Source organism: Pseudomonas sp. (genome assembly GCF_026224925.1).
Taxonomy (GTDB): Bacteria; Pseudomonadota; Gammaproteobacteria; order Pseudomonadales; family Pseudomonadaceae; genus Aquipseudomonas.
The window spans coordinates 1-3,045 of sequence record NZ_JAMFRV010000474.1; the positions used below are offsets into that span (position 1 = coordinate 1).

Sequence of the window (3,045 nt, forward strand, 5' to 3'; positions counted from 1 at the left end):
CGGCTCATATGTCTCTCGCACCAGCGTCGCCTTCTCCTCGGCTGACCAGCGACGACGGCGCTCCGCGTTCACCGTCACCACCTCGTTTGTTTGCTTGTTCCTAGTCATATCCACAGTCCTATTCCTATCCGTAAGAATAACGCATAGGCCGTGTCCGGTGAATCAGGGGGCTATCTCAACCGCCTTTTATTTCGACATCAGCCAGGCACTTTTCACCGCGAGCAAGACACTTGAATTGCATAAGGCCTCCATTGCAAGAAAGGCAAGCATAGCATAAGATTCGACCACAGCTTCGTCGAGCGAGCCGTTCCTGAAGAACGTGACCTATTACCGCGTCGACGACGGTATGGACAATTTGGTGATCGAGTTTGAATTTATCGACTTACCCGCCGTCGCGTTCTGACCACTCAAAGTGGTTGTTATTAGCGCCCTATGCAAGCTATGAGCTGGTGTAGTCATTGAAAGTGTTCGGCGCTGTGCCCTGCCAGCAAGGAAAATGAGAATGACCAACATTACGACCGGCGCCTGTTTTAAGCGCTTCTACCAAGACGCAACGATTTGGACGAAAGTAGCGCCCCCAAGGATCAAGAGGGAGTAAAGATTCACTCCGAGCTTGACGACCCCGGCCTGAGGTCAGTTTCCGATGATGCAGTGGTATCGATCACCGGCGACGTTCTCCAAATCGATGGCGTGGTTGTGGCGGAAGCGGCAATAGCTGAAAATGCAGAGTCGGTTCTGGAAAAGTGCTTTCTAGAGTGGTACGCGACTCGATGACAATTTGTGTTCTAGTGTCGTGAGTCAGAAATTCATTGAATAATTATTCCTGTGTTCTATATTGTGTTTATTGCACAGGATACGGAGGTGGACCATGGGAGCTGGTCGTCCAAAGGCGGCGCTGATCTTGAGCGAGGCCGAGCAAGAACAATTGCAGGTATGGTCCAGGCGGCGCAAGACGGCGCAGGCTCTGGCTTTGCGTTCGCGCATTATCCTTGCATGCTCGGCCGGTGCCGAGAATAAAGCGGTGGCGGCGCATCTGGCCGTTGCAAAGCAAACCGTCAGCAAATGGCGCGGCCGTTTTCTCCAATTTCGGCTCGATGGATTAGTTGATGTGCCGCGATCAGGCACCCCGCGCACAATAGACGATGCCCGCGTTGACGCGGTCATTGCGAAGACGCTGGAAGCACAGCCGATGAACGCGACGCATTGGAGTACGCGTACGATGGCCAAGCAGGCAAAGCTGTCACAGTCGGCAGTGAGCCGGATCTGGCGCGCTTTCGGTTTGCAGCCCCACCGTCAGGAGACGTTCAAACTTTCCACCGACCCGCTGTTTGTCGAAAAGACACGCGATATCGTTGGCCTGTACATCGATCCGCCGGTCAAGGCCATGGTGCTGTGCGTTGACGAGAAAAGCCAGATTCAGGCGCTTGATCGAACTCAGCCGATTCTGCCATTGGCGACTGGTGTCGCAGAGAGGCGAACCCATGACTATGAGCGCCATGGCACGACGACGTTGTTTGCAGCGCTCGACATCGCCACAGGCAAGGTCATCGGTGAATTACACCGACGCCACCGCAGTGGCGAGTTCTTAAAATTCCTGCGTACGATCGAAGCGTCCGTTCCAACTGGCCTCGATATCCATCTTGTGATGGACAATTACGGCACCCACAAGACCGCAACGATTCGAAACTGGTTCGCTCGGCATCCCAGGTTCCAGGTCCATTTCACGCCGACCTCGGCCTCATGGCTCAATCAGGTCGAGCGCTGGTTCGCCACCCTTACCGAAAAACAGATCCGCCGTGGCACGCATCGATCGACCCGCCAATTAGAGGATGCGATTCGCGCCTACCTCAAAATCAACAACGCCGAACCAAAACCCTTCGTTTGGACAAAATCGGCAGATGCCATCCTTGCCAGCATCGAAAGATTTTGTCAGCGAATTTCTGACTCGGGACACTAGGGTGCCTAAAAATCGAGTTGAACAGGCTAAGGGCGCCATCAGCGCGCTTGGCGGAAAGGACCTGTAGGAAGTCTTCGTACTGCTAGTGTGGCGTATCGACATCGTTGACACACCGCAGATTTGTTGATACAGTGTGTCTACGATATCGAACTTTAAGGGAAAAACACTATGGCACAGCAAGCAATTGAAACTTCCATCAACACTTGGGGTAATGGCCTTGCCTTGCGCTTGAATAAGCTGGTAGCAAAGGCAGCAGGCATCGTTGACGGCACGCATGTGCGTGTCATCGCTCAGCCAGGCAAGATCATCGTGGAGATGACCGACCGTAAGCCGACCTTGAACGAAATGCTGGCCTCGTTTGACAAAACGAGGCACGGTGGTGAAGTGATGGCTTTCGCACCGGTCGGCAAGGAAGCTCGCTGATGCTGGCGAAGCCGCCCGTCAAATGGGTTCCTGAGCGGGGTGAAATCATTTACGTGAACCACAGCCCCCATGTTGGAAAGGAGATGCCTGGGGTCCATCCGCTCTTGGTGGCATCCCCGAAAGCCTTCAATGAGCGCACCGGAATCGTGATTGGCTTTCCAATGACGCACGCAGCGTTCAATGCGGATAACCCTTTTGCCGTCGCAGTGCAGGGGCCAAAGAGTGAGGTCGGCTACGTGCTGGGGTTTCAGCCGAAATCGTTCGACTGGGAAGAACGCGGCGCCACAAAACATCCGTGGGGTGGTGGGCACGTCAAGGTGCTGGATGCCGCACTTGAAAAGTTAGACGCTATTTGCGGCATCTGTAATTGTTGAACTGAAGATCAAGGAACACATTCACACATTTACTACAATTTTAGATGAAGCAAATGTGTGAATCGGCGAAAGTTACACCTTGCGGACCCGCGTCCTCTTTGCTCGGCCTCGTGCGGGCTTTGTCGCGTTGTTGATCAAAAACGAAATTATTTTGGAAAGGAACAGTGCCCTTCAAACTCGACGAACCTGTCCCGCCAGCGCGTAAAATTGGTCAGCGAACGACATCGAATTGGCGCTGTCGGCAGTGAACTGGCCCTTGCGGATCATGTGCATGAGCTCGATGCCGGCGAG

At 53.9% G+C, this 3,045-nt stretch carries 3 protein-coding genes; all 3 read left to right on the forward strand.

The features are described 5' to 3' along the window. The first annotated feature begins 868 nt into the window (after positions 1-868). The 3 genes from M0974_RS20395 to M0974_RS20405 all read left to right on the forward strand — a co-directional run bounded on the left by M0974_RS20395 (position 869) and on the right by M0974_RS20405 (position 2,754). The gene (locus tag M0974_RS20395) at positions 869-1,957 is read left to right on the forward strand and encodes an IS630 family transposase (protein WP_297840877.1); all 1,089 of its coding nucleotides are present in this window, start codon (positions 869-871) and stop codon (positions 1,955-1,957) included. Between the two features lie 168 nt (positions 1,958-2,125). Next, entirely contained in the window at positions 2,126-2,380 is a 255-nt protein-coding gene (locus tag M0974_RS20400) for a hypothetical protein (RefSeq protein WP_297840880.1), read from the forward strand. After that, positions 2,380-2,754 (forward strand): type II toxin-antitoxin system PemK/MazF family toxin, encoded by a 375-nt coding sequence (locus M0974_RS20405; protein WP_297840882.1) that lies wholly within the window; start codon positions 2,380-2,382, stop codon positions 2,752-2,754. The genes M0974_RS20400 and M0974_RS20405 overlap by 1 nt, the downstream gene beginning before the upstream one ends. The last annotated feature ends 291 nt before the right edge of the window (positions 2,755-3,045 follow it).

What these genes read in the sequence shown, in the direction of transcription:
- M0974_RS20405 (WP_297840882.1), top strand. Translation starts at nt 2,380, where the DNA reads ATGCTGGCGAAGCCGCCCGTCAAATGGGTTCCTGAGCGGGGTGAAATC.
- M0974_RS20400 (WP_297840880.1), top strand. Translation starts at nt 2,126, where the DNA reads ATGGCACAGCAAGCAATTGAAACTTCCATCAACACTTGGGGTAATGGC.
- M0974_RS20395 (WP_297840877.1), top strand. Translation starts at nt 869, where the DNA reads ATGGGAGCTGGTCGTCCAAAGGCGGCGCTGATCTTGAGCGAGGCCGAG.